General features: G+C 47.8%; 23 protein-coding genes. 3 read left to right on the plus strand and 20 right to left on the minus strand.

Features of this window, described 5'->3' with window-relative positions; genetic code table 11:
• Positions 1 to 26 precede the first annotated feature (26 nt).
• The 20 genes from nuoL to FN808_RS10070 form a co-directional block, all read right to left on the minus strand.
• Positions 27 to 2063: an NADH-quinone oxidoreductase subunit L gene (gene nuoL / locus FN808_RS09975; RefSeq protein ID WP_142714449.1), complete on the minus strand. Its 2037-nt coding sequence runs from the start codon at positions 2061 to 2063 to the stop codon at positions 27 to 29.
• 38 nt (positions 2064 to 2101) lie between these two features.
• Positions 2102 to 2428 (minus strand): NADH-quinone oxidoreductase subunit NuoK, encoded by a 327-nt coding sequence (gene nuoK, locus FN808_RS09980; RefSeq protein WP_142714592.1) that lies wholly within the window; start codon positions 2426 to 2428, stop codon positions 2102 to 2104.
• A 14-nt stretch (positions 2429 to 2442) separates the two neighbouring features.
• Positions 2443 to 2958: an NADH-quinone oxidoreductase subunit J family protein gene (locus FN808_RS09985; RefSeq protein WP_142714450.1), complete on the minus strand. Its 516-nt coding sequence runs from the start codon at positions 2956 to 2958 to the stop codon at positions 2443 to 2445.
• A gap of 4 nt (positions 2959 to 2962) precedes the next feature.
• Positions 2963 to 3547: a NuoI/complex I 23 kDa subunit family protein gene (locus FN808_RS09990; RefSeq protein WP_142714451.1), complete on the minus strand. Its 585-nt coding sequence runs from the start codon at positions 3545 to 3547 to the stop codon at positions 2963 to 2965.
• 18 nt (positions 3548 to 3565) lie between these two features.
• Positions 3566 to 4600: an NADH-quinone oxidoreductase subunit NuoH gene (gene nuoH, locus FN808_RS09995; protein ID WP_142714452.1), complete on the minus strand. Its 1035-nt coding sequence runs from the start codon at positions 4598 to 4600 to the stop codon at positions 3566 to 3568.
• 30 nt (positions 4601 to 4630) lie between these two features.
• Complete coding sequence (locus FN808_RS10000) at positions 4631 to 5776, minus strand: NADH-quinone oxidoreductase subunit D (protein ID WP_142714453.1); 1146 nt, start codon at positions 5774 to 5776, stop codon at positions 4631 to 4633.
• Positions 5777 to 5792: 16 nt separating this feature from the next.
• Positions 5793 to 6275 carry an NADH-quinone oxidoreductase subunit C gene (locus tag FN808_RS10005; protein ID WP_142714454.1) on the minus strand — a complete coding sequence of 161 codons (483 nt, stop codon included), beginning with the start codon at positions 6273 to 6275 and terminating at the stop codon, positions 5793 to 5795.
• A gap of 2 nt (positions 6276 to 6277) precedes the next feature.
• Entirely contained in the window at positions 6278 to 6817 is a 540-nt protein-coding gene (locus FN808_RS10010; RefSeq protein ID WP_142714455.1) for an NADH-quinone oxidoreductase subunit B, read from the minus strand.
• Positions 6818 to 6844: 27 nt separating this feature from the next.
• Complete coding sequence (locus FN808_RS10015; protein ID WP_142714456.1) at positions 6845 to 7306, minus strand: NADH-quinone oxidoreductase subunit A; 462 nt, start codon at positions 7304 to 7306, stop codon at positions 6845 to 6847.
• A gap of 210 nt (positions 7307 to 7516) precedes the next feature.
• Positions 7517 to 8803, minus strand: a complete 1287-nt coding sequence (locus tag FN808_RS10020; RefSeq protein ID WP_142714593.1) for a citrate synthase — start codon at positions 8801 to 8803, stop codon at positions 7517 to 7519.
• A 49-nt stretch (positions 8804 to 8852) separates the two neighbouring features.
• Positions 8853 to 9881 carry a 2-oxoacid:ferredoxin oxidoreductase subunit beta gene (locus FN808_RS10025; protein WP_142714457.1) on the minus strand — a complete coding sequence of 343 codons (1029 nt, stop codon included), beginning with the start codon at positions 9879 to 9881 and terminating at the stop codon, positions 8853 to 8855.
• Positions 9882 to 9883: 2 nt separating this feature from the next.
• Complete coding sequence (locus FN808_RS10030; protein ID WP_221930009.1) at positions 9884 to 11704, minus strand: 2-oxoacid:acceptor oxidoreductase subunit alpha; 1821 nt, start codon at positions 11702 to 11704, stop codon at positions 9884 to 9886.
• Positions 11705 to 11779: 75 nt separating this feature from the next.
• The gene (locus FN808_RS10035) at positions 11780 to 12133 is read right to left on the minus strand and encodes a 4Fe-4S binding protein (protein ID WP_142714459.1); all 354 of its coding nucleotides are present in this window, start codon (positions 12131 to 12133) and stop codon (positions 11780 to 11782) included.
• A 204-nt stretch (positions 12134 to 12337) separates the two neighbouring features.
• Positions 12338 to 13345, minus strand: a complete 1008-nt coding sequence (locus tag FN808_RS10040) for a dihydroorotate dehydrogenase-like protein (RefSeq protein WP_142714460.1) — start codon at positions 13343 to 13345, stop codon at positions 12338 to 12340.
• A gap of 60 nt (positions 13346 to 13405) precedes the next feature.
• Positions 13406 to 16984, minus strand: coding sequence for a pyruvate:ferredoxin (flavodoxin) oxidoreductase (nifJ, locus tag FN808_RS10045; RefSeq protein ID WP_142714461.1), 3579 nt, complete (start codon positions 16982 to 16984; stop codon positions 13406 to 13408).
• 28 nt (positions 16985 to 17012) lie between these two features.
• Positions 17013 to 17462, minus strand: coding sequence for an RrF2 family transcriptional regulator (locus FN808_RS10050; RefSeq protein ID WP_142714462.1), 450 nt, complete (start codon positions 17460 to 17462; stop codon positions 17013 to 17015).
• Between the two features lie 481 nt (positions 17463 to 17943).
• Entirely contained in the window at positions 17944 to 18303 is a 360-nt protein-coding gene (locus FN808_RS10055) for a 4Fe-4S binding protein (RefSeq protein WP_142714463.1), read from the minus strand.
• A 149-nt stretch (positions 18304 to 18452) separates the two neighbouring features.
• Complete coding sequence (locus FN808_RS10060; protein WP_142714464.1) at positions 18453 to 18905, minus strand: RrF2 family transcriptional regulator; 453 nt, start codon at positions 18903 to 18905, stop codon at positions 18453 to 18455.
• 350 nt (positions 18906 to 19255) lie between these two features.
• Positions 19256 to 20173, minus strand: coding sequence for a L,D-transpeptidase (locus tag FN808_RS10065; protein ID WP_142714465.1), 918 nt, complete (start codon positions 20171 to 20173; stop codon positions 19256 to 19258).
• Between the two features lie 758 nt (positions 20174 to 20931).
• Positions 20932 to 21801 (minus strand): DUF3078 domain-containing protein, encoded by an 870-nt coding sequence (locus FN808_RS10070; RefSeq protein WP_142714466.1) that lies wholly within the window; start codon positions 21799 to 21801, stop codon positions 20932 to 20934.
• Positions 21802 to 22063: 262 nt separating this feature from the next.
• Between FN808_RS10070 and FN808_RS10075 the strand changes: the two genes are divergently transcribed.
• The 3 genes from FN808_RS10075 to FN808_RS10085 are packed head-to-tail and all read left to right on the plus strand — an operon-like array spanning position 22064 to position 25820.
• The gene (locus FN808_RS10075) at positions 22064 to 23575 is read left to right on the plus strand and encodes a sensor histidine kinase (protein ID WP_221930010.1); all 1512 of its coding nucleotides are present in this window, start codon (positions 22064 to 22066) and stop codon (positions 23573 to 23575) included.
• A complete protein-coding gene (locus FN808_RS10080; protein WP_142714467.1) occupies positions 23576 to 24019 on the plus strand; it encodes a response regulator in 444 nt (147 codons plus the stop codon).
• A gap of 1 nt (position 24020) precedes the next feature.
• A complete protein-coding gene (locus FN808_RS10085) occupies positions 24021 to 25820 on the plus strand; it encodes a hybrid sensor histidine kinase/response regulator (RefSeq protein ID WP_142714468.1) in 1800 nt (599 codons plus the stop codon).
• Positions 25821 to 25965 lie beyond the last annotated feature (145 nt).

A 25965-nucleotide genomic window follows, 5' to 3' on the forward strand; every position in this document is an offset into this window, starting at 1 on the left:
GTTTTTATTGATTGTTGAAATTTCGTTTAGATAAAAAGGATAAATAGTACCAGGAAACTAAAAATCACATAGACCAGGTACGTTTGGATTTTACCGGTCTGTATTTTGCTAAGCATGCTTCCGGCACGATCGGCAGATGCGGCAGTAGCATGTACAAGTCCATCTACTATGTTGGTATCGAACAGTCCGGCAACGCTTGCGATGCCGCGGCTAACCCATGCTGAGCTGTTGACTATAGCATCGATGATATGCTCGTCAAACCACTTGGATATTCGCGTTAACAGGAACAGGCCGCTTACGAAGATACGGTCGTACAGCTCGTCGAAATACCAGCTGTTAAAAGACAAATCGTATAGAACGCCCGTTCTTTGTACAAGGTTTTCGGCTTTGATCTTTTTCCAGTAATACATGCCGATGGCGAGCAGAATACCACTCAGGGCAAATAAGATTGACAGTACCATGGCTGTGCCGTGAATGTGATGGACTGCCTCTTCAAAAATTCCCGCATCCACAGGCTGCAGCATGTTCGGAACCATACTTATGGGCCGCTCAATGGCCTGGTATAACCATCCGTCAGCTGCTCCAAAGGGATTAAAACTGTAGAAAACGAACAGGGAAACTGTTGCCAGAACAATGAGCGGAAGGGTCATCACCAGGGGAGATTCCTTAATTGCTGAAATGCGTTCTCTGTCGGATGGATTGCCGTGGAAGGTGAGGAGAAGCAGGCGGAACATGTAAAATGCGGTCATCCCCGCTACAACAAAACCGAGGAGGGGCAACAGCCAGTGCCCGTTAAGGGTGCTGTAGGCCAGTGTGCCTGCCAGAATTTCATCTTTACTCAGAAATCCGGAAGTAAGTGGAATTCCTGAAATAGCCAGAGTAAACATCAGGAATGTATAGTAGGTGACAGGCATCTTTGATTTAAGCCCACCCATATTCCGCACGTCCTGGGCATCGGTATGGTGATCATTCTGCGCGTGCAATACCTGGTGCATGGCGTAGATTACGCTGCCCGCCCCGAGGAAGAGACCGGCTTTAAAGGCGGCATGGGTTACCAGGTGCATAAAGCCGGCCGTATAGGCCCCGACGCCAAGTGCAAGAATCATATAACCCAGTTGGCTAATTGTAGAGAACGCCAGAACCCGTTTGATATCGAATTGCGTTAGTGCGATGGATGCGGCGAGGAATGATGTTATGGCACCGATATAGGCGATTACCAGCAAGGCGTCTGCGGTAAGCATCGGGAACATGCGGGCAACGAGATAGACACCGGCTGCTACCATGGTCGCCGCGTGAATGAGAGCGCTGACAGGAGTTGGGCCCTCCATGGCATCGGGCAGCCATACCTGCAGCGGAAACTGTGCTGATTTACCGATAGCTCCGCAGAAAATGAGCAGGCCCGCAGTGGTTAGCCAGCCCGTGCTGCCGTAGGGAAGCTGTCCCGCTTCGACGAGATCGAAGATCTCTTTGAAAGAGAAGGTGGCAAAGTTTACGAATAGGATCATTATCCCGAGAAACATCCCGAAATCTCCCACCCGATTCACGATAAACGCCTTGTTGGCGGCATTAGAGGCCGATTTCTTTTCATACCAGAAGCCGATAAGCAGATAGGAGCTAATGCCAACCAATTCCCAGAATATGTACATGAACAGCAGGTTGCTAGTGAGAACTATTCCCAGCATGGAGAAGGAGAACAGCCCGAGATAGGCGTAGTATCGAGAATATCGCGGATCATCTTTCATATACCCGATAGAGAACAGGTGCACCAGAGAACTGACCAGGGTAACGACTACCAGCATCACCGCCGAGAGGTTATCAATGGTAATGCCAAAATGGATGGTGTGTGTGCCTATTGCAAGCCATCTGAATGTTTGGGTAAAAGATTCGTCGGGCTGACCGGCCAGCTTTGAGATTAGCAGGCTGAGAGACAGTGCCAGGGCTGTTATCAGAAGGCCGGCTGCAAGCCAGTCGCCTTTCCGGGGAAGACGCTTGCCTAAAAATATGAGCAGTAAAAAACCCAGCAAGGGCAGAACCAGTATTATAAGAGGCAGTTGAGTAAACATTCGCTATATCCGGTTAAATTGGTTTTCTTTCTTGCGTATTACCCTTTTAGTGAATCAATTTCGTCGAGATGAACCGTATTGAATCTGCTGTACATGTTTAATACGATAGCCAGTGCAACAGCGGCTTCAGCTGCAGCGATGATTATGACAAAAAGTGCGATCATCTGCCCTTCGAGAGACAAAGAGGTATAGCGGCTAAAGGCAATGAGATTGATATTGGCGGAGTTTAGAATTAATTCTACGCCCATGAGAACCATAATTACGTTACGTCTGGACAGTACGGCCATCAGCCCCAGTGAAAGCAGCAGTGCACTTACTATCAGAAAATGAACTAGTCCTGGTTCCGCAAGCCACGGTGTTATCATGAGTTCCATAATGCCTATTGTTCTTCGTTTTTAATTGCCGTTAATCGGGTCGACATCAGTATGGCTCCCACGATGGCGATCAGGAGCAGTACGCCTGCAATAATAAAAGGCAGTATATAGTCGCTCATGAGAAGTATGCCGAGGTCATAGACGGTTTCACTTCGCTCCTCCGGCATAACCATCTGCCATGAGGTCGTAGCATAGGCGTAGACCAGAAGTACCGTTGTCACCGCAGCCAGCAAAGATGCGGGCAGCATATTGACGGTCACAGCTTTAAACTTCTGTGTTACCGCCTGTTCGGTGAGCATCAGCCCGAAAAGAATGAGGATAAGAATGCCGCCTACATAAACCAGCAGCTGGGTAGCGGCAATAAAATCGGCATATAGCAGCACATACAGTACCGCTATGCCGGCCAGTGAAAACATAAGCGCAAAGGCGGAGTGCACGATATTTTTTGAAAAGACCATTATGGCCGCGGCCCCCACGGTTACAATTGAAAAGAGATAAAAAACTATAGCAGTGAGATCCATCAGTTTATCCTTCTGAATTTTTCTGTTTGGCTTTTGAGGTTTGGTCTGCTTTTTGCGCTTTTTTCTTCCGGGCCGCCTCTTTCTTTTTTCTCTGTTTCTCTTCCTGTTCCTTTTCCGCTTTTTCTTTTACTTCGGTTACTTTATCGGCACTTAATTCGCTGAATTGGAACAGAAGATTGTTTCGATCATATTCGGAGTATTCATATTCCGGTACCATGCTTATGCATTCGGTGGGGCAGGGGGGGACACACATATCGCAATACATGCATTTCGACATATCTATGTTAAAGGTTGTGATCCAGAAACGTTTAGGATTTCCGGTGGAAGTTTTTCCCAGATCCACATCTTTGGTAGCCTGGACCGTTTCGATGGCGATACAGTTAACCGGGCAGGCCCTTTCACAGAGCTTGCAGCCAATGCAGTCATCAATATGTACAAACAGCTTGCTGCGCGCCCCGGAGGGGAGTTCATCCCGCTCTTCGGGATATCTGAGGGTCACCGATGGCTGCAAGAGGTGGCGCATGGTTACGCCCATCCCGGTAAAGATTGTTTTGAAGGTTGTCCAGCTTTTTTTCAGAGTCTGTACCATAAGTTCACTTTTCTAGTATTAAAAGGTCATTTCCCATAATGCTATCAGCACAAAATTTATGAATGAGACGGGGATCAAAATGGTCCAGCATATCTCCATAAGTTGATCCACACGGTATCGCGGGAGTGTCCATCTCATCCACATCATCACAAATACAAACAGCAGGCCTTTCAGCATGAACCAGATGAATCCCCAGACCGGACCGGACAAGTATGAGCCGAACGGGCTTGCCCATCCGCCAAAGAAAAGTACAGCACCAAGCAGAGACAGCAGCAGCATATCAGCGTATTCCGCGAGCATGAAGATGCCCCAGCGCATGCCGGAGTATTCGGTCTGGAAGCCCGCAACCAGTTCCGATTCTGACTCCGGAAGGTCAAAAGGCACCCGGTGCGACTCGGCTACAATCGAAATGAAAAAGATGATGAATGCTACAATCAGGAAAGGATTTTGAAAGATCAGCCAGTTGGGCAGAAAACCAAGTATATCATTGCCGGTCTGCATTTCGCTTATAGTCATCAGGTTCAGGGAACCGGCAACCACCAGTACGGAGAGTACCGACATAATGGTGGGAACTTCATAGCTCACCATCTGGGCCGCAGTTCGCATTCCGCCCAGCAGCGACCATTTATTGTTTGATGCCCAGGCCCCCATTATTACACTAAGCGTGAGCAGGGAGGTTACAGCGAGCAGATAAAAGACGCCGATGTTTATGGAACTGCCTATATAGGCGCTGCTGAAGGGGATCACCGAAAAAGCCGCATAGGATGCCGCAAATAGTACAAAGGGGGCCGATTTAAATAGAAATCGACTGGCATTGGTCGGTATAATATCTTCTTTCTGGATCAATTTGAGCATGTCGGCTATGGTTTGAGCCCATCCGTGCCAGCCGCCTACCCGCATGGGGCCGAGCCGGTCCTGTATATGGGCAGACACCTTTCGCTCCAGCCATATGGCAAAGAGAGCATAACCGACGATTAACAGCAGAGGCAAAGTGGCAAATATGAGCAATGCCACTGTTGATGAAGGGGTTATTTGTTCAAGTAAGCTCAGCATAAGTGATATTCAATCGTTTCGTTTTCAGGATTATCGGTCTACGCCTCCCAGCACAATATCGATACTGCCCACAATCGCTACCAGATCTGCTACGAGCGCCCCTTTTGATATGGCAGGCAGAATACTCAGATTCACGAAACTCGGTGTTCGTGCTTTTATGCGATAGGGGCCGGACTTTTCACTGATAATGTAGTATCCCAGCTCCCCTCTCGGCGTTTCGGTCCGAACATAAACTTCGCCCTCTTTTGAGCGTATTCTTCTGGGAACAGCTTCTTTTACATCGCCTTCCCCGGGCATCTGGTCCAGAGCCTGTTCGATTATTTTCAAACTTTCTTCCATTTCCCGAACCCGGACGATATAGCGGTCCCAGCAGTCTCCCACGGTTCCCATTTCCCCTTGGCCCACCGGAACGTTGAACTCAAAGCGATCGTAAATGGAATAGGGGTCGTTTTTACGCAGATCCCAGGATACGCCGGACCCCCGCAGCATAGGCCCGGATGCACTGTAGTTGAGTGCAACTTCTGCCGGCAGCACGCCGATATTGGCTGTCCTGTCGATGAAAATACTGTTGGTTGTCAGCAGATCGTTTAATTCTTTGATTTTGGGTCGGAAGGAAGTAACGAATTCCCAGGTATCAGACGTAAAATCAGTGGGAATGTCACGCATCAAACCGCCTACGCAGAGGTAGTTGTAGAGCAGACGAGCACCGCTTACTTTTTCAAGAATACGCAGAATATTTTCCCGTTCGATGAAGCAGTAGAGAAAGGGGGTAAAAGCGCCCAGATCGAGCCCGAAGGTTCCGATACCCAGAAGATGACTGGCAATACGCTGTAACTCGGCGAGAATGACGCGCATGTATTCCACGCGTTCGGGCACTTCCAGTTCCAGTAGCTTTTCAACAGCAATTACATACCCCATCTCCTGATGAAGAGCGGAAACATAATCTATGCGATCGGTGTACGGTACCACTTTGGCATAATCGCCAAGGGATTCCGCATATTTTTCAAAACATCGATGCAGATAGCCGATATCGGGTTTCACTTTTGTAACGACCTCTCCATCAACAGTTACTTCGAGGCGAAGTACCCCGTGCGTAGACGGGTGCTGTGGTCCCATATTAATGGTCATCGTCCTATTTTCTATTGCGGCCGGTTGGGGAGACGTTACTGGTGCCATGAGCCTTCGGTTTCATTTAAATTCCTGTTGATACGTTTCTGTACGATTCCTGCTGTTCATAATCCTTCCTGAGCGGGTGCCCCTCCCAGTCCTGCGGCGTTAGAATGCGAAGGAGGCCGGGATGCCCCCGAAATGTAATGCCGACGAGGTCGTATGCTTCCCTTTCATGCCAGTTGGCGGTCTTCCAGAGCGATTCAACGGACGGAACTACAGGGTTGTCTTCAGGAACACGGACTTTCATGACCAGTTTGTGATCATGAATAGTGGAATGAAGATGATAGGCGACTCCCAGCTCATTTTCCTTTTGGTAGTGAATACCGCTGAGGCACATGAGGTTATTAAATTGAAGGTTTTTATCGTCTCTTAACGTTTTTGCGACTTCCCGGAGTACAGAAGGGGATACTGTTATCCATGAATCACCTGCTTCAGCATAGGTGGGATCCAGATTGCCACCGTACTCCCGGTTCAGATATTCTGTGATCTCCTCGGTTGTCATCATGATTATTCGACCTCTATCGGTTCTTTTTCTTCTTCTGTCGATTCCTGTTCCGTTTCTCTGGGTTCAATGATGGTTTCATTGGATATGCGTTCCTGGAGTTTTAGAAACCCTTCAAGTAACGCTTCGGGCCGTGGTGGACAGCCGGGTACATAAACATCAACGGGAATGACCTTGTCTACTCCTTTCAGAACATGGTAGCCGTGCTCCCAGTAGGGACCGCCGCTGTTGGAGCAGGAACCCATGCTGATTACATACCGGGGCTCAGACATCTGCTCGTAAAGCCGCTCAATTCTGGAAGCCATTTTCATGGTAACCGTGCCGGCTACGATCATCACGTCGGCCTGACGGGGTGATGATCGTGGAATGATACCGAAACGATCGAAATCATAGTCGGAGGCTGCGGTCGCCATCATTTCTATGGCACAGCATGCAAGCCCGAACTGTTCGTACCAGAGTGATGATTTCCGCGCCCAGTTCAGGGCACTTTCCAGCGAAACGATGATGATGTTGCTGTCGTGATATTTTTTATCTAACAGTCCCATACGACATACGGTTTATTGCAAATAGCGTTAAGGTTTTAATTTTGTTTTCATGGCCGGGTCAACAGAAGATTCCTCCGGCTCGTCTTCAACAACACCCACCCCCTCTATATACCGGGGAATCACCGGCCTGGGGATGTCCCACTGCAGGTGCCCCTTACCAAGTTCATAGGCAAATCCAATAAAGATGAGGAATACAAAGACAAGCATGGCCAAAAATGCGAACCAGCCGATATCCTGAAACACCATCACCCAGGGAAAGAGCAATAGAATTTCCACTTCGAAGATGAGAAACATCAAACCGATAATATAAAACCGGTTGTTGAATTGTACCCGGGCGGAACCAAAAGGGGTCTCACCGCATTCATAGGTCGCCAACTTTTCTGGATTTGGACGGTCGGGACGCAATAGCCTGGCCACTGCAAGACTCACAGCTACAAAAAGGATGCCCAGAACTAGAAAGAGCAATACATTACCGAATTCAGCAAGCATATCTCAAGAGGTTAATGAAGGTTATTATATATTTTTATACCTAAATATCTAAAATTGTGAAAAAAATCCGGAATCTACGGTCCCCCTCCATGGGATTATTCCTGCCAGGGCGAAGGTACAATCAGCCTGTATGTTTAGAATTACTGAGTTCATCATTACTCATCAATTTAATTTATCACTCTTCGATGGAGTGAAAAGCAGCGAGAAATGCTACCGATTTTCAATATCGACATAATTCCTCTCCGTGGGCCCTGTATAAATCTGGCGCGGACGGGAAATCGGTTCTTTATTGTCTCGCATCTCTTTCCATTGTGCAATCCAGCCGGGTAGTCTGCCGAGGGCAAACATCACGGTAAACATTTCAGTGGGGATGTTCATCGCCCGGTAGAGAATGCCCGAGTAAAAGTCCACATTTGGGTAGAGTTTCCGGTCAACGAAATAACTGTCCGACAGTGCCACCTCTTCGAGTGACTTGGCAATATCCAGCAGGGGATCGTCAATACCGAGTTCATCAAGTACTTCATCGCATACCTGTTTAATAATTTTAGCCCTGGGATCGAAATTCTTGTATACGCGGTGGCCGAAGCCCATCAGTCGAAAATCGCTGCTCTTATCTTTGGCTTTTTCCACCATTTTCTGAATACTTTCGTCTGCTTGATGTATTTGTTTCAGCATTTCAATAACCTGCTGGTTCGCGCCACCGTGGAGGGGCCCCCAGAGAGCGCAAACGCCGGCCGAAATTGCGGCGTACAGGCTGGCGTGTGAAGATCCCGCCATACGTACGGTAGAGGCCGAGCAGTTTTGCTCATGGTCGGCGTGGAGAATCAGCAGGGTATCCAGGGCATTGGCAATAACCGGATTTACGTTAAATTCCTCTGTGGGCTGCGCAAACATCATGTGCAGAAAGTTTTCCGTATAGCTGAGCCGGTTCTGCGGATACATAATGGGGAAGCCCTTTGATTTTTTATACGACCACGCCGCGATGGTGGAAATTTTGGCAATGAGCCGTATAATCGTTAGTTCAACTTCAGCAGGATGGAGCTCTGATTTCTGGGACTCGGGGTAGAAGGTAGACAGAGCACTTATCATTGAAGCAAGTACACCCATGGGGTGTGCTTTTGAGGGATATCCCTCATAGAATTTCTTCATCTCCTCATGAATGAGCGTATGCCGAGTGATCTCAGAGACAAAATTGTCCAGCTCCTGTTTGGGCGGAAGTTCACCGTAGATCAGCAGATATGCCACTTCCAGAAAAGTGGATTGTTCTGCAAGTTGTTCTATAGGATAACCGCGATAGCGCAATACTCCGTTTTCTCCATCGAGATAGGTGATGGCGCTGTTAGTGGATCCGGTATTCTTAAAGCCGGTATCCAGTGTTATGTAGCCGGTTTTTCCCCTGAGGCTGGAAACATCGATTGCTTTTTCGTTTTCCGTGCCTTCAACAAGGGGCAGCTGATGGGTTTCCCCGTCAAAACGGAGGGTAATGTTATCTGCTATAGACATAATCTGATTCTTTTTAATTCATAATTTATAGAACAATACCTTGTTACTGAACTTCCCAGGTATTGCCGCTGTGGAACAGCTCTTGGAGATTCTTGTAGCTGCTTTTTTTCTGTGATTGTTCAATAATGTTATGTAATTCCTCTTCAAAACTGGTGGATTCGGTATTTCTGATTATTCCCATTGCGACTGGGAAATCGGGCAGCTGTAATTTGGCAAGAGCGATATGCTGCTGGGTTTCCTCTTCAGTGGCATCGTGAATGAGCGTGTTGGCGCTGTCTTTATCCTCAAGGCGCACCTTTTTCAATTTCATGCCGTCTATTTGAATGCCGAATTCATTTTGTTTGCCGAAAACCATCGGTTCGCCCTGCGTGAGAACCAGCTGATTTTCATCCTTGGTTTCCCTGTCGGTAAGCTTTTCATGGATGCCATCGGTAAAGATCACGCAGTTCTGCAGAACCTCGATTACGGATGTCCCTTTATGCCTGTAGGCCTCCATCATTACCTCGCCGAGCAATTGGGGACTTTTATCCGGAACGCGTGCGAAGAAAGTGGCACCGGCGCTAATTGCAAGTTCGCCAATATTGAAGGGAGGTTCGTAGCTGCCATAGGGCGCCGTCTTGGTTTTCATGCCTATGGGCGTGGTTGGGGACGACTGTCCCTTGGTCATACCATAGATCTTGTTATTAAATATGATGATATTAATATCCAGATTTCTCCGGCAGGCATGTATAAAGTGATTGCCCCCAATTGCCATGCTGTCTCCGTCTCCCGAAACTACCCAGACACTTAAGTCGGGATTTGCAAGCTTGAGTCCGGTAGAGACCGCCGGCGCGCGCCCGTGGATAGAGTGAATGCCGTAGGTGTTGAGATAGTAGGGCAGACGGGATGAGCAGCCAATCCCTGAGATGCATACTATATCTTCCTTGGCATGATCCAGCTGGGTAAACGTTTTTTGCATCATCGAAAGAATCATGTAGTCGCCGCACCCGGGACACCACTTTACATTCCGGTCACTTTTAAAATCCTTGACGGACAAAGGCTTTCCATTCTTTTTCCTTTTTTCGGTTTTCATAACTAAGCCTCCAGTATCTTGATAATCTCAGATTTAATTTCGGAAGTGAAGAAAGGTTGTGCCTGATTTTTATTGAACTGTTCGTAGGTAAACATAGGCAGCTTTGTTCTCAGGTAATTAGCGAACTGACCGGTATTCAATTCACAGACCAGAATTCGATCGAATTTTTCAAATATTTCAGCGGTGTTTTCAGGAAGAGGAGAGAGGTAATTGAAATTGGTAAATCCAACATTTTCATGACCTTCTTCAAGAAGCTCTATAACAGCTGAATTTATAGCTCCGTAAGAACTTCCCCATCCTACAACAAGCAGATTACCGGACTGGGCGCCTGTGATTTCCTGGCTGGGAAGTTTCTTAGCAACCCGGTCAATCTTTTCCTGCCGCAGGTGGACCATTTTTTCGTGATTTTCAGGATCATACGTTAAATGACCGCTAATATCCTCTTTTTCCAGGCCGCCAATGCGGTGTTCATACCCCTTTTCACCGGGGATTTTCCAGTAGCGGTTCAAAAATTCCGGATCACGCAGATAGGGAGCCCAATCTTCGGCCTCGCCTTCATATTCGGGAAGTTGAATATCCGGCAGTTCATCAAGCGAGGGTATACGCCAGGGGCTTTTTCCGCTGGCGAGATAGGAATCGGACAGCAGAACAACCGGCGTCATGTGTTCCATTGCCACCCTGCACGCCTGATATCCGTAAAAGAAACAGTCGTCCGGGGAGCTTGCGGCCATTACAATCAGCGGAGCCTCACCGTGTCGACCATAAAGCGCTTGTGCCAGGTCGCCCTGTTCTGTCTTGGTTGGCAAACCCGTAGATGGGCCGGATCGCTGCACGTTGATAATTACCAGCGGAAGCTCAGCTATGACTGCCAGCCCCATGGCCTCGGTTTTTAACGATATGCCGGGGCCGGATGTGCTGGTGATGGACAGATTGCCTGCATACGAGGCACCGATGGCAGCACAGACCGCCGCAATCTCGTCCTCGGCCTGTAAGACAATGGCTCCCTGGTCCTTGCGGGCGGCAATTTCATGAAGAATTTCAGAGGCAGGAGTAATGGGATAAGAAGAAAGGGATAATTTCTTCCCGCTCTTTTCTGCGGCTGCCAGGGCCCCCCACGCAATTGCTGTGTTGCCATTTATATTCCTGTATGTGCCTTTGGGAAGATCCGCCGGGGGGATAACAATAGAGGCCGGGAGAACATCGGTCGTTTCCGCAAAGTAATACCCCGCTTTCAGGGCCCGCATATTTGCCTGTATTACCTTGGGCTTTCCCTTGAATTTCTTTTCAAAGAAATCGATGGTCGGTTCCATCGGACGATTGAACAGGTGATAGACAATCCCCAGTGCAAACATATTTTTGCTTCTGGTTACGGACTGCATATCAAGTCCGAGATTCTTCAAAGCCTCTTTTGTAAGTGAGGATGCGGGGGCTGCAAGAACCTGATAATCTTCCAGGGATCCATCTTCCAGCGGATTCTCATCGTAATTTGCTTTCTTGAGAAATTTCTTTTTGAAATTATCACGGTCCGCAATGACGGTTCCGCCGGGTTTCAGAAATTTCAGATTGGCGGACAGTGCCGCCGGGTTCAGGGCAACTAAAACGTCAACCTCATCGCCGGGCGTGTAGATTTCCGTACCGCCAATTTGAATTTGGAAACTTGAAACCCCGCCTATACTACCCTGTGGGGCTCGAATCTCAGCAGGGAAATCGGGAATGGTGGTAAGGTCATTACCCGCAGATCCGGATGACTGTGAAAAGATTTCGCCGGTCAGCTGCATCCCATCTCCGGAATCTCCCGAAAACCGGACAACTGCCTTTCTCATTTTCATTTTGGATTTAGTATCAGGCATGGGGTCAAATTTTATATTTCCAATCTCAGTTTAGCTCGTGAGGGCCTGTTAGGCCTCGTGCAGAAACGTCTGCCGCTCCAGTAGCGCATCCTCGGTTTCGTCATGTTCCGGATGAACGATAATGCATTCGGGAACCGGGCAGAACGCAAGGCACTGCTCTTCGTCGTGGAAGCCCTTGCACTCGGTACATTTGTCAGGAACGATGAAATAGAAGTCGTCGGAGAGCGGCTCTTGCATCTCGTCGGCATCAACTTCTTCACCGTTCATTAAGGTAACAGTGCCTTCAAGGCTGGTGCCTTCCGCCATTGACCATTCCATGCCCGGCTCATAAATGGCTTGATTGGGACATTCCGGTTCGCAGGCGGCGCAATTGATGCAGGTCTCGGTAATTGAAAGTGCCATAATGGTATGCTTTAATGAATGTGAGGGTTAGAGATATCAGGATGAACGTCAATGTTGGTTAATTATAGATATTTAGACAAAAAACTCTAATTTAATGTAGCTAAATTCGAAATCTCTTACAACTTCTAGTCGAAAAATTTGGAAAAAAATTTTCAAGAGCCTGTCACCGACGTTGGTGGACCGTTTTGACGAAGGGACACAGGCCTAGCGAATATCATCCGGGTTAAACCCCTGAAGCGTTTTGATATAATTTGCTCGTTCAAATGCCCCAGGGTCCGCTACCGAAGCAGAGCTCATTGCCCCCTTCATTTCTGATATTGATTCATACCCTTTGTCTTCCATGAATTCGGCTATACCGTCCAGAATATTCTGCAGGGTTTCAATACCTTCCCTGATCAGTACAGACGCCATCATGGTCACATCGGCGCCCGCCAGTATCATTTTTACAACATCTTCTGCGGTATGAATGCCGGTTGTCGCCGCAAGGCTGCCCGAGAGGTGCGGTCGCAGCATCGCAATCCATCGCAGCGGCAGCCGTTTTTCAAAACTGCTGCTCAGTTCCAGACTCGGTTTTACCTCCAGATTTTCAAGGTCGATATCCGGTTGGTAGAACCGGTTAAATAGAACGAGACCGTCGGCGCCGGCCTTTTCCAGCTGAACCGCCATGTTGGCAAATGAACTGAAATAGGGTGCCAGCTTTACTGCGATCGGAATACGGATGTTTTGTTTGACGGTTTTAATATCATGGAGGTATTGTTGCTCAACTTCTTCTGAGCTCAGCGAAGGATCTGCCGCAATATAATAGATGTTCAGTTCCAGTGCGTCGGCGCCGGCCTGTTCCATCTTTTCCGCATAAGACATCCATCCGCCTTTAGAAACGCCATTCAGGCTTGCTATCACGGGAATGTCGACAGTATTTTTTAATATCTGGATATGCGCAAGATAATCTTCAGCGTGCAGGTTGTGATAAACGCCGGGATCAGGAAAATAGCTGAGTGCCTCGGCGTGACCTTCGCTGGAGCGTGTTAGAATATGATCCAGTGCCTGGTTTTCGCGATTAATCTGTTCCTCAAAGAGGGAATACATTACGACAGCAGACGCACCCGCATCCTCCATCTCTTTGACACGGTCTACTTCGTTCGAAAGCGGAGAGGCGGAAGGTACCAGGGGATTTTTTAAAGAAAGTCCAAGATATTCGGTTTCCAGGTTCATCGATTTGAGATTTGTTATAGTTCTACATTTCTATTTATTAGCATCAGCATAAGAATTCACTCATTTCTTATCGGTACTCCCATTAGGTTCATAGACCGATACCATCTGTTCATACACCTTCCATCGCTCGTTTACTTCTTTCTGAGCCCGCTTCATGAGTTTCTTGGCTGCGCCCGGCTTCGATTTTGACAGCATCAGGTAGCGCATTTCATTGTATGCATACTCTTCCAGCGATATTTTGGGTGCTTTGGAATCCAGCTGGAACGGGTTCTCTCCTGCATCCATTTTCAGCGGATCGAATCGGAAGAGCGGCCAGTAACCGGAATCAACGGCGAGCTTCTGCTGATTAAGCCCGTACTTCATATCGTAGCCGTGAGCGATGCAGTGGCTGTAGGCGATAATGATAGACGGTCCGGGATAACGCTCGGCTTCCATAATGGCCTTCATGGTCTGCCTGTCGTTTGAACCCAGGGCGATTCGAGCCACATAGGCATTGCCGGTGGAAACAGACATCAAGCCGAGATCTTTTTTAGATGTTCGCTTTCCAGAAGCGGCAAATTTTGCAACTGCACCAAGTGGCGTAGCCTTGGAGCACTGGCCGCCGGTGTTGGAGTAGACTTCGGTATCCATTACCAGAATATTGACATCGCGTCCGCTTGCCAGCACATGATCGAGTCCGCCGTAGCCGATATCATATGCCCAGCCGTCTCCGCCGAAGATCCAGACACTCTTTCGAACAAGATAGTCAGCTATGCTTAGAAGCAGTTTTGCGTTTTTGTGGACCGAAGATTCAAGCTGTTTCTTCAGGCGCGCAACTCGGATTCGCTGCTCGAAAATGCCCGGCTCGGTGGTTTGATCTGCGTTGAGGATATCATCCTTTAATCCGGGGTCGATATCATCGCCCATGGACTGCAGCAGCTCCCGGGCCTGTGCTTCCTGTTTGTCGATTGTGAGCCGGAAACCGAGACCGAATTCTGCGTTATCCTCGAACAGGGAGTTAGACCAGGCCGGGCCGTATCCATCGGCGTTGGTGGTGTAGGGGGTGGCCGGCAGGTTGCCTCCGTATATGGAGGAACAACCCGTGGCGTTGGCAATAACCATGCGGTCGCCGTACAGCTGGGTAATGAGTTTGATATAGGGCGTTTCGCCGCATCCGGCACAAGCACCGGAAAACTCAAAAAGCGGCTCGAGAAATTGCGAACCTTTTACGGTTTCTTGCTTGATTTCCGAACGGTCATACTCCGGAAGGCCGACAAAGAAATTCCAGTTTTCAATTTCCTGTTCCAGCAGCGGCTGGACGGCTTCCATATTGAGTGCCTTTCGCCCCACCTGCTGGCGATCTTTGACCGGACATACCTCCACGCAAAGCTCGCATCCGGTACAGTCTTCGGGAGACACCTGAACGCTGACTTTCGTATTATCCGGCCATTCGCGGCCGCGGGCATCCATGTATTTAAAGAGTTCGGGCGCATCCGCCGCAAGATCACCGTCGAAGGCCTTCATGCGTATGACCGCGTGGGGACATACCAGGGCACATTTTCCGCATTGAATACAGATGTCGGGATCCAGCACGGGAATTTCCTGAGCAATATTTCTTTTTTCCCACTTGGTGGTTCCGGTGGGGAAGGTGCCGTCCGGTTCGAAGGCACTTACCGGCAGGTCATCGCCGTTGCCGGCTATAATTTCACCGATGACCTTCTGCACATAGTCGGGCGCTTCCGCGGGAACGGCAGGCCGCATTTCAATATTTGAGGTTACCTTCTTCGGCACTTCTATGTGGTGGAGATTTTCAATGGAGTTGTCCACGGCGGCGTAGTTGCTCTGAAGCACTTTTTCGCCCTTGCTGCCATAAGCCTTCCTGATGCCCTCCTTGATCAGAAGGATGGCCTTTTCTCGGGGAAGAATATTGGAGATGGCGAAGAAACAGGTCTGCATCACGGTGTTGATACGTGTGCCCATACCGTTTTTGCGCGCCACTTTATAGGCGTCAATGCTGTAGAAATCCAGATTCTTGTCAATAATCTGCTGCTGCACCTTTTCGGGAAGGTTATCCCATACCTCGTCGCGACCGTAGGGAGCGTTCAACAGGAACGTAGCACCCTCACGTGCATTATCCAGCATATCGAGGCGGTCGAGAAACTGCGACTGGTGACAGGCCACGAAGTCTGCCTTGTCGATCAAATAGGCTGAGTGTATGGGCTTCGGACCAAACCGCAGGTGAGAAACCGTAGTGGCTCCGGATTTTTTGGAGTCATAGACAAAATAGCCCTGCGCGTAGTTGTCGGTGTTGTCGCCGATGATTTTAATGGAATTCTTATTGGCACTTACCGTACCGTCGGACCCCAACCCATAGAACAAGCCTTCAAATCTGTCTGCATCTGTTTTCAGGCCGTTTTCTTCAACTTTCAGGCTGGTGTGGGTAATGTCATCGTGGATACCGATGGTGAAGTGGTTCTTCGGTTTGTTCTCTTCAAGTTCATCAAAAATGCGTTTGACCATCGAAGGCGTGAATTCCTTGGAGGAAAGTCCATATCGGCCGTTAATTACTTTGGGGTTGGATTCAAATGGTTTCCAGTTTTCAATTTGATTCTCGTAGAGGCTGGCAAGCACATCATTATATAGCGGTTCGCCCGGGCTCCCCGGCTCCTTGGTGCGATCCATCACCGCAATACCGCTAACACTTTCGGGTAACGACTGGATCAGGTGAGTCATGCTGAAAGGACGGAAAAGGCGAACTTTAACCAGGCCCACTTTTTCGCCGTCACTATTAAGCCTGTCTACCGTTTCATGAGCCGTTTCCGCTCCGGATCCCATCAGAATGATCACCCGTTCTGCATCTTCCGGTCCGTGATATTGAAACAGCTGATATTCACGTCCGGTAAGGTCTGCGAAGGTATCCATGGTTTTTTGAACGATAGACGGGCAATGATTATAGTAGCTGTTCACTGTTTCACGGGCTTGGAAAAATACATCCGGGTTCTGTGCGGTGCCGCGAAGAACGGGATCATCCGGGGTAAGTGCCCGGTTTCTGTGATCGATAATCCATTGATCGTCTATCATTTCAGCCATTACATCCGTCGGGATTTGCTGGATCTTCTGTACTTCATGGGAGGTCCGGAATCCATCAAAGAAATGAACGAAGGGGATGCGCGATTCGAGCGTGGCCGCATGGGCGATCATGGCTATATCCATCGCTTCTTGCACACTGTTGGAGCTTAGCATGCCCATTCCTGTAAGTCTCGCTGTCATAGAGTCGCTATGGTCACCGAAAATGGACAGGGCGTGGGTGGCAACGGTTCTGGAAGCTACATGCACCACGGCTGGTGTAAGCTCCCCGGCTATTTTATAAAGGTTGGGCAGCATTAGCAGCAATCCCTGAGAAGCGGTGAAGGTAGACGTCAAAGCTCCGGTCTGCAGTGCCCCGTGCATGGTACCGGCGGCGCCTCCTTCGCTTTGCAATTCCACAACATCGGGGATGGTTCCCCAGATGTTTTTCTGTCCCCTCATGCTCCATTCGTCTGCCCACTCACCCATTGGTGAGGCGGGAGTAATGGGATAAATGGCAACAATTTCGCTGAGATTATGTGCAACGTAGGCCGCTGCCTGATTGGCATCGATGGTTAGTTGTTTGTTTGACACGGTTGCTCCTCCTTATATCACGTTCAAATTATTTTTCTGATGGTTTTACAATTTCTCCCATGCTCTGTCCATTCTTGATCTCCTCATTCAGCGCGATCAGTGTTTTCTCTTTAAAAAGTTCGTATACCCGGTCGCGTATTTTTTTGTAGTCGCTATGGATGGGACATGCTTTATCAGGATTGCATTTCCGAAATCCAATGCCGCACTGATCAAAAATATCCAGCCCGTCTATGGCCTCCACGATTTCGAGCAGGCAAATTTCATCGGCGGAACGATTCAGCTTATATCCGCCGGTAGGTCCTTTCATGGAAACCAGCAGCTTGTGTTTTACCAGCAGCTGCAAAATTTTGCTTAGAAAATGCTTGGGAATGTTCTGTTCAGCCGCAATCTCGTTGAGATCCACATTCTTCTCTTCCGTTGAATGCAGTGCGATATAAAACATGGCTTGCAAACCGTAGTGGCACGATGCTGAGAACATTGCTCCCTAATTTTGTTAATGTTGTGATCCGGGCGGTTCAAGATAGCAGGACGGATAGTATGCAACGCCTTTGCCGCATGGCTCTGTAGGGCCGGTCGGTGAATCTCCGGCTTCCATATAATTACCGGGCTTGTCAGAATCGCATCCGTGTTGCAGTGGGAGGCAGACAATGGGCTTGAGATCTCTGCTAAGGTGAATAAGCTGCTTTCCGGTGCTGTATTGTCGGGTATGTTTACGAAAATAGTTAAGGAAGCCCGTACCGTCGCGATCCAGTATTCTTGTCCCTTTGATCATCTCTTCAAATATCCGCTCATGTGAATAGGTCCCTACGTAAAGGGAAATAAGCCCGTATAGATGGCTTGCCGTGATGTTACGGTGATTATTCCGGTTTTGTTTTTTTATACCAATATCCATGGCAGCATTATTCGGGATTCAGTGATTACTTATTTTGCAATAAAAATGGTTTTCAGCCGGCCGGTTGTTACTCATTGACATCTGGGTTCATATGGAATTGTTTTAGCAGCAGTCCGATAATTTTTTCGCTGTGCCTGCCTGTTCGCAGGCTTTCGGGATTGGGACAAACTTCCGCGCACTGCGGCATATCATAAGCGCCTTTGCATTCCGAACATTTTTCGGGCACGATAAAATGATATTGTTTAGACAGGGGAGGATGGAATTTCTTAGCATTGATTTCTCTTCCCTCACCAACCATCACTCGTCCCTTCAGCCGGGTGCCTTCCGCCAGTGACCATTCCATGTCTGGCTCATAAATTGCCTGGTTGGGACATTCCACCAGGCAATACCCGCAATTAATACAATCATCTGTTATTAGTAAGGCCATTTGAGCTCTCTCTAAGCTTCTGTAGGTAATAAAAGCAGTCCTTCTTATCGGACTCTAAATCAGTATAAGATTTTTAGACATAAAACTCCAAAATAAAATTGCAGAAAAAATCCGTCGCTTGTTTTAATTCTTCAATGAGAAACAGGGCATTAGGATGGGCTGGGTTTATGTCCCAGGGCTACAATGCTTTCACCGCTTTCCACATCTTCAGTAAGTTCCTTAAGCGTCTTATTTTCGAAGAGATTTCGAATTTTATTTCTCACCTCTTTGTATTCGTAGTGAATAGGGCAGGGATTTTCATCATTGCATTTTTTAAATCCTATGCCACACTCATTAAAGATATCAAGGCCGTCGATGGTATCAATAATCTCAATAAGTCTAATATCGGAGGGGGGGCGATTGAGGCGAAAGCCACCGGTTGGGCCTTTCATGGATATTAGCAGTTTATGTTTAACAAGCATTTGAAGGATTTTGCTAAGAAAATGTTTTGGGATATCGAGTTCCTTCGATATGCTGGTCAGATCTATATTTTCTTCATCCGAATAATGCAGGGCTAAAAAAAGCATCGCCTGCAAGCCATAATCGCAAGAGGTTGAAAACATATGGATGTATAATTTATATGGTTTTTTTTCGAAGGCTAAAGGTAGAATAAATGAACCTTACCCTCCAGAATATTTATGAATTAACTAAAAAACGTTGGGTAATAATATATTATTATGGATAAAAATACCTAAAAATCTATAAAATGGGAAAGTGACCATTTACAGCAAGATATGATCGCAGGCATAAGCTACTTTTTCCACGTTATTCTTTAGCTACGTTTTGGAGAAGATCCGAAGTGTCAACAGTTGCAGCCGGGCGCTAGGCAGCGCTTGAATTATGCTGCGGTTTTATTGACAGCAAAAAACCATCATTGCGGAGGCTTTCATCACGACCACTGTATAATTGACGTTTATCGGCTATACACATTCTGCAGCCGGGTGGTACGGCCATTTTCATCCACGATCTCCAAATCATATCGAATTACAATGCGCGTGCCCGGGGGCGCGTAGTAATAAAGGTACCAGGCGGCGGCCTCGGAGGTGCCGATACAGCCGTTTGAGTAGGCCTTGCCCAGTGTTTCGATGTTGGTGGTGGGATGGATGAGCTGGCCATAGCGTACGCCGTTGATCTCGGGTTCCAGCCATGGGATATTGGGCAACCTGGTCACTGTGCCGTCATCCCGCCGGGTGACGTGGTAGACGTGGTTGTTGACGGGATTGATAAAAACGGGATTCTTTATGTGCCGTACAATGGTCCCTTCTCCGGAACGCGTGCGCAGATCCATAACCCGGCCCGCCATGGCCAGGTATTTACGCTCATCTCGGCCTACACGCACCGGAAATTCGTAAACAGTTCGTTCTCCCTGCCGTACCCGGAGCTTGAATTCAGGGATATTCAGATCCAGGTAGGTCTGTTTGAAAAGCCGGTTCAGGCTGTCCGCCGCGGCAGAATCGGGTATAACCAGATGTTGGCCGGGCCTGAAGATCGGCAGTTCTTTGGGATCCAGGTTGGTAATTCCACGCTCCTTCAGATGGTAATAATCGGTAGCAGCCAGCGAATCGATCACCCAGGGATTGTTCCTGATAATCAGATGCTCCGAAACAGGGTACGAGAGCAAGGAGTCATACCGGTGTACGATATCGTCCATCACCTCAAAATAGTCCTTGACCTTTACAGTATCCTCCAAAAGGTGGAGGGGCTGTACCCTGTTGGCCGAAGTTTCGGCGACAGATGCATTAAAAGAAATGACGGCTTTCCCCTTGTTGTAGCCTGCCAAAAGAAGCAGGGCCGTTGCCAGCAGGATCCATATGTTACCGCGTGTTATCATGGTGGTGGAAGAGTGGTGTACGGGGTGTCGTTAGCTGCAAAAGTCGGCATAAAAGATCGCTTACTGTTGGTGCAGGCTTTCGTTTGCCCTTCATCAGCTCCGTGAATTAATTGCGATTATTTGTCAGGTTCGGAATAAAAACGCTACCAATTAGTTTTTTAAAACGCTGGTTTTCATTAGCTAACATACGGTTAATCCAATTGGAAGTTTGTAGGGCAAAGTATTACGCTGATATTTGTTAAAGCCTGTTTCATTAATATTGTTGAATGTCGGCTTGCATTGAAGCTAAATCTCCCCCAAATGGAATGGGATAGTTGATAAAGGATGGGTGAGCGGCGTATCGAAGGGGACCGCGTATGCAGGGAAAATCACCATGGCTTCATCAATTTTCGCATACTGCAAGCTCTGGATTTACGATATTCAGGCGGCTGGCTATGTTATTGCTGTACTGAGAACCTGTTGATCCTGGAAGTAGATTCCAGTTCTTCCAGGATTTGGTTAACAATGGCGTTCCGCTGGCAATCTTAATATCTGCTAGCAGGTTGGTCCATGATGCCACTCCCTTTTATAACCACTGCATCAATATGGATGTGCCCGCCGTGTTTCAGAATTATGGCCTTCCCGTTTCTGCATGATTCTGCCGGCCGCGAGACACTGCAAAGGGGACCTTTTCAACCGGCAGCTTCTATCCTGTCTGAGATAAAACGGCTTTCTGCCAGATATTCATCAAAGAGCGGAGAATTTTACTGCTCCTGTTGCTACATCAGGATAAATGAGACGCCCAGCGACAGGGTTTGCATCAGCTGTACCTCCTCCGAAAAGTCATCGTCGTAGGCTAAGTCGAACCGGAGCGAGGTACTAATCAGATCATTGACCTTCCCGGTAAGCTCATTGGCAAAATATACATCAGTACCGGAAAGTGATTTGTTGACATTGGTGAAGGTTTCTACTGTTGAACTCAGCAGAAAGTTTGGGGCTATGGATTGTTCATAGGCAAGGCCCAGGGTAAGGCCGCCCTCATTCTTGATGGTATCGCCGGGTTCAAGACCATAATTGGTAACCAGGTTATCATCGGTTACAATGGTTTGTTTAAGGGCTAAACCGGCTTCGGCACTGAAGTAATCGGTGGGTATGTATGCAATACCAGATCCCTGCTGAAAGTAGGCCGGTGACATAAATCCGGATATGAGTACATCATTGTCGTCGGGTCCGGCATCATACTCAAATCCATCATCGAATTGTGTGCGAAAGTTGATGTTTGCATACGCTGAATAATTGCTCTCCTTCTCTATCAGCTCATAGAGAAACCGATTTTTTATGACCAGTTGGTCAGATGTTTTACGGATGCCCTGCTTTTCAATTTTGGATTTCCCATACCGCGCAGCAAGTAAAAAGCCATAGGAAAAACGGTCCTCCCTGTGCTTGGCCGTAAATGAGGAGTTGCCCGACAGAGCAATATTGTTGACGCCCCCCTGCGACCAGTTGGAATAGGCGGCCTGGGAGCCATTAAGGCCGGTAACCCAGCTGTAAGACCAGCCTGAGAGGCTATCAGGTACAATCATTGCTTCCTGCGCCTGTATTTGTGAGCTTATTAATAGTACAAAAATTGTAATTACAATTTTCTTCATAAATGCCACTTGTCATTTAATAGATGAGAAAAATGAAAGAATCTAAATAAGGTTATTTCAGCAAGGTCTGCAAATTAACTTTCCAGGGTCGGAACTATGCTCTGTTTCACGATGGCTTTGCAGTTTTGTGGGCAAGCATAAAATTATTTCCTCTGGTTCCTGAAAGAGGATAAAATCGCTAAGCGCTTGCCTTTAAAGAAATAGGTTGCCAAATTGAATTATTGACAAGGTATAATTTGTTTATTGCATTAAGTTGCCACCAATGAGCAAGATGACCGATAATTCAGCATCATTTAATTTTAATTATCTACTGCTTGCAGGGTTAGGGCTGGTCTCCATTGCAGTATTTATCATTGACCTCCGGTTTCCGCTGGGGGTGGCGGGAGGTATTCCTTATGCGCTGTTGATAATGGCTACCTACTGGTCCAGGCGAAAGCGTCATACGGTAGGGGCAGGCATACTGTCAACCCTGCTTATTGTTGCGGGCTATTCTTTTTCACAGCCGTCGGGTTATCTTGTCATGGCAGTGGCCAATCGTTTAATGGCAATCATTGTTATTTGGGGCACTGTCTGGTTTGTGATCAACTACAAAAGATCCCTGAATCGCATCAAGAAAAGCGAAGATCGAATGTCGGCACTTTTTGAGGCCGCAACAGAGGGGATTATAATATCAGACTTGAATGGCCGGATTGTCATGGCAAACCAGAAGATTGAAGAGTTGTTTGGGTATCCTCGCGAGGAACTAGTGGGAGAAAAGATAGAGGTATTGATCCCCAACCGTTACCAACCAAAGCATAAGCGTTTTCGCCTGGACTACTATGACGACCCCGAACCGCGACCGATGGGACAGGGACGCGATTTATACGGGCTTCACAAGGATGGGGAGGAATTCCCGGTGGAAGTCAGCCTCAACCATTTTGAAAATGAGGAGGGCCGGTTTGTCATCAGTTATGTAATTGATATTACCCAGCGAAAAAAGGCCGAGCACAAGCTTCTTAAAGCCCACCGGGAGCTCAAGCAAAAAGCCGTGGAGCTCAAACATTCAAATGAGGAGTTGGAGCAGTTTGCCTATGTGGCTTCCCATGACCTTCAGGAACCACTGCGGATGGTTGCCAGCTACACGCAGCTGCTTGCTCGCCGCTACAAAGATCAGCTTGATGAAGATGCCAGTGATTTTATCAACTATGCGGTAAACGGGGCGCAGCGGATGCAGGAATTGCTCAATGACCTGCTGCAGTTTTCACGCGTGGGATCCCGGGCCAAACGGTTTAAAAAGGTTAGTAGCGAAGCGGTCATAGAGAATGTACTGCAAAACCTGGAAAGATATATTGAGGAAAATGATGCCAATATTGTTACAGAATCACCCTTGCCCGAGCTCTCGGCGGATAAACTGCAGCTTGTTCAGCTGTTCCAAAACCTGATCCAGAACGCTATTAAATTTAAGAAGGAGGGAAAGCCGGAGGTCAGAATAAAGGCCAGCGAGTTGGAGGATTATTGGCAATTCAGTGTAGCTGACAACGGCATGGGCATTGATGAAAATTATCAAAAACGGATTTTTGTCATTTTTCAGCGTTTGCACCAGCGTGAGGCGTACAGCGGATCAGGGATCGGACTGGCAATCTGTAAAAAAATTGTCGAGCGGCATGGCGGCGAAATATGGGTTGACTCCGAACCGGGCAGGGGAGCAACCTTTCATTTTACCATTGCCAAAAACCTTGAGTCGGCGCAGGAAGAGAAACGTAAAGAAGCAATAAAAAACCAAATATTCAGCTAAATGGACAGGCCGGTAGAAATACTTTTAGTCGAGGACAACGAGGCGGATATCCGCCTGACTCGAGAGGGAATAAAAGAGGCGAAAATTCGGAATAACCTGCATGTTGTGCGCGACGGGGAGGAGGCCATGGACTTTCTGAATAAGAAGGGGGACTACCGTGATGTGATAACCCCTGATTTAATACTGCTGGATTTGAATCTTCCCAAAAAAGATGGCCGTGAAGTTCTCGAGGAGATTAAAAATGACGACAGGTTGGCACTTATTCCCGTGGTGGTTCTGACAACTTCTGAGGCTGAAAAAGATATTGTCAAATCCTATAAGTTGCATGCCAATTGTTATGTAACGAAACCGATGGGTATTGATCAATTTGTGGAGGTTATTACGGCAATAGAAAACTTTTGGTTTACTATTGTAAAATTACCAACAGGCATCAAAGGAAAGTAGAATGGATGATCTGGAACAAATAAAGACGCTGCTAATCGAGGATAATCCTGGTGATGCCCGGTTGATTGAAGAGTATCTGAAAGAATCATTTTTCGAATTTAAGCCGACTCTGACGTTGGCAGATACGCTTGAGAAGGGCATGAGTTTTCTTCAGGAAAAAGATTTTGATGTCATACTCCTGGATTTATCACTGCCCGACAGTTTTGGACTGGCCACCTTTGATGCCATTCACAAGACGACCGAGACGGTTCCGGTTATCGTGTTAACAGGCCTGGATGATGAAAAATTGGGCATTGAGGCTGTACAGGCAGGGGCTCAGGATTTTCTGAAAAAAAAGGATATTGATGCAATCCTGCTGGGAAGGGCTATTCTTTATGCCATGCAGCGACATCAGCTAACCCTCAGGCTCGAAAAAAGCCAGCAGCGGCTGCAGCAAGCTCAGGAGCTGGCCCATCTGGGAAATTATGAGCTGGACCTTGAGTCTGGAGAGATCACCTGGTCTGACGAGACCTTTCGTATCTTCGAAATGGATCCGGAAGAACCGGCGCCAACGTATGAGGAGCTGAAACCGATCATCATTCCGGAATACCGGGAGGATATTGATGCCGCGATACGGGAAGTGCAGGAAAGAGGTCAGCGTGGCTATCTTGAGCTGGGAATTACAACGAAAAGCGGAAAAACGAAATACCTGTACAGCATCGTTGATCCCATCAAGGACAAGAATGGAGAAGTTGTAAAATTATTTGGGACGACGCAGGATATTACCGATCGCAAGAGGGCAGAGCTGCAGCTGCGTGAGAACGAACGCCGGTACCGCATGTTATTTCAGGGTACCACCGACGAAATTCTGGTGTTCCAGGTCGATGACAACAGAGAGCCGTTGCCTTTTCTGGATGTCAACGACATCGCCTGTGAACTTCTGGGGTATTCACACGAGGAGCTGTTGGAGAAAACATTGTATGACATTGTCGCTGCCGAAAAAGATGAAATTCAAAAACGGATTGCTGATGTTATCGACAGCGGCAAAAGAATCCATGAATCGCAGCATATTACCAAAGAGGACGAAGTTATTCCGCTGGAAATTAGCGCCCGGTCATTCAGTTACAATGGTCGGCCTACCATTATATCAATTGGTCGTGATGTGCGGGACCGGCGTAAACTGGAACAGGAGATCCTCAACATAAGTGAGCAGGAAAGGCAGCGCATCGGACGGGACATGCATGATGGGCTGGGGCAGATGCTTACGGGGATCGGACTTATCGCTCAGAGCTTGTCCAATAAACTGGAATCACAGGGGGCGGAAGGAGCGGAGAAAGTGCAGGAGATTGCCGATTTGGTAAAGGAGGCCGATGAGTATGCCCGGGCGCTGACTCAAGGTTTAGTGCCGGTGAACATTGAATCAAACGGTTTGGACAGTGCGCTTCGGGAATTGACCAGGAAGTTGTCGAAGATGTATGATATTGACATCCAATATTCCAATACGCCGGAGGCAAAGGTGGACGATAATGCTTCGGCCGTTCACCTGTATCGCATTGCCCAGGAGGCTATAAACAATGCGATTAAACATGGAAATGCCTCGGTCGTTCACGTTGCGTTGAATATGGAGAAGGATCATATTATGCTTCATATTGAGGATAACGGCCAGGGATTTCCAGGGCCAGAGGAAATAAGCGATGGAATGGGCGTCCGTATTATGAATTTTCGGGCGCAAATGATTGGTGGGCATTTGGAAATTAAAAGTGAAAACGGAGAAGGAACGGAGGTTTTCTGCCAAATGCCTTCGGCAGACGACAACCGATAGCCTTGCACCTTGTCATTGATTGTTCCTGCTTTCTGAGATGATAGCGTGCCTTTATCATTTTATTTTCTTCTTATCATGTTCCAGAATCCCAATAAGCTCATACTACCAGCCGGCCGTTTTTATTCATGACAGACAATAAGTAAAA

Origin of the sequence: Fodinibius sediminis (assembly GCF_900182555.1) — a bacterium.
Taxonomy (GTDB): domain Bacteria; phylum Bacteroidota; class Rhodothermia; order Balneolales; family Balneolaceae; genus Fodinibius; species Fodinibius sediminis.